This is a genomic window from Anaerotignum lactatifermentans (assembly GCF_014982935.1).
GTDB classification, from domain to species: Bacteria; Bacillota; Clostridia; order Lachnospirales; family Anaerotignaceae; genus Anaerotignum; species Anaerotignum lactatifermentans.
The window spans coordinates 1-1,657 of sequence record NZ_JADCKK010000122.1; the positions used below are offsets into that span (position 1 = coordinate 1).

Below are 1,657 nucleotides of genomic sequence, written 5' to 3' on the forward strand. Positions count from 1 at the left end.
AGCTCCAAGTCTATAACCGTAGGGACTATAATCTGTTCCCTATGAGACCTCTGGGTTGGAAATCCCCACAGACTGTCCTGAAGGAATTTATTAAGGAGGGTGTAACATATGTTTGACAAACCCACAGAATAAAGGCATGTAAAAATGCTATAAACAGAAAGTGACCACAACCAAAGAAGTTTTTATTTCATCTTTCTGCATGTATTGAAACTGTAATCAGGCTCGTATAGTTAATTTGTTGGCATCTAGTTTTTCTCAAAGACTTTCACAAACCGTTCTCTAGATACTGAACAACTCTAGAAAATGGTTCACATGAATGTTGTACAATGTAATTATTCTATTTTCTTCTTACATTCTTTTCGCATGGCAACAAACGATTTCGAGTCTTTTGGGGTGAGGGTTTTCCAGTGTTTTTTGGTACTTGTTTGTGTTAACAAGTGATGGTGCAAAGCCTTGAAAACACTGGGTTTTATGGCAGAGAACAGCAAAAATTCAGCCTTTTGTCCAGCCAGAGAAAAAAGCAGGTTTTGTGTTGGTTTGTTAGCATTTTGTTAGCAAATATCATCGTTTATATCATCTGTCTTTGGTCAAAAGACCACACAGAAAGAGGAAAAATTCTCTCTGTGTGGTCTTTTTCTGTCTGGAGGAATGCTTATGAAATTAACACGACCTTTTGCTATGGTGGAAAAAGATGTCCTCTTTTCCCCGGAATTAACTGCCCTCGAAAAATTGGTTTACTGCGTTTTATGCGCTTTTTCTGATAATAATACCCGCTCCTGCTACCCTTCTTATAACACCATAGCGGAGAAAGTCGGCTGTTCTAAAAAGACTGCTATACAGTGTGTCGCTTCGCTGTGTGATAAAGGTTGGATGCAGAAAATAGAACAACGGACAAAGAAAGGCGGGCATCGCAGCAATTTGTATATCCTTGTTTTGTCACCAGAAAAACAATACCTCTACCCCGTCCATGCAAAACCGGAGTCCCCTTCTCCGCCGGAGGAATCGGAATCTCCTTCTGATGACGAACCGTATTTTGGTTATACAGAACGGTTGGAGGATATCAAAAATAGAATTGAATATGATTACTTTGCGGAACATATGCCAGATCAGCTTTATATGGTGGATTTCCTTTGCCAGTGTATCCCAGAGCTTTATGATACTTCTTTTCCTGAAGACAGAAAACTGCTGAACAAAGTCAGCAGTCTGGATATTATCGGATTTTTGCACTATACAGCTGGTCGGAATTATTCTGGAGTAAAAAATATGAAGGCTTATTTGAAAACCATGTTTCTGGAATATCTACGGAACGAACAGCTGCTTTTGGCAACAGCAGTTCCACCTAAGATATGATAGATGGAGTATAGATACATGGGTATAGTTCTTTAAATATAGCTTGAGTGAATGGAGGATACAATGGAGGTGAATGTGGGAAACAAGGTGGTAAAGCCGATACGCCATAGTGGGGACTTGGAGTAACCAGAAAATATCTCTCGCGAATTTTGGATTACAGAGATTTTTAATTTTAAAAATCGGCAGTGTGAAACTTTTTCTGTAAATATGTAATTGAAGAGGTTCTTCTATGGTAAAATTTAAATCATAGGAGGACCTTTTATTATGGCAAAACAGAAGAAACCCATACATCGGGTACAAATGACAG

The 1,657-nt window shown here is 38.7% G+C and carries 1 protein-coding gene; it reads left to right on the forward strand.

Translation table 11 applies throughout. The features are described from left to right. Window positions 1-654: 654 nt before the first annotated feature. Entirely contained in the window at window positions 655-1,350 is a 696-nt protein-coding gene (locus INF29_RS14135) for a helix-turn-helix domain-containing protein (RefSeq protein WP_193487362.1), read from the forward strand. Window positions 1,351-1,657: the final 307 nt, after the last annotated feature.

Coding starts and splice junctions, on each gene's coding strand:
- INF29_RS14135 (WP_193487362.1), top strand. CDS start 655: ATGAAATTAACACGACCTTTTGCTATGGTGGAAAAAGATGTCCTCTTT.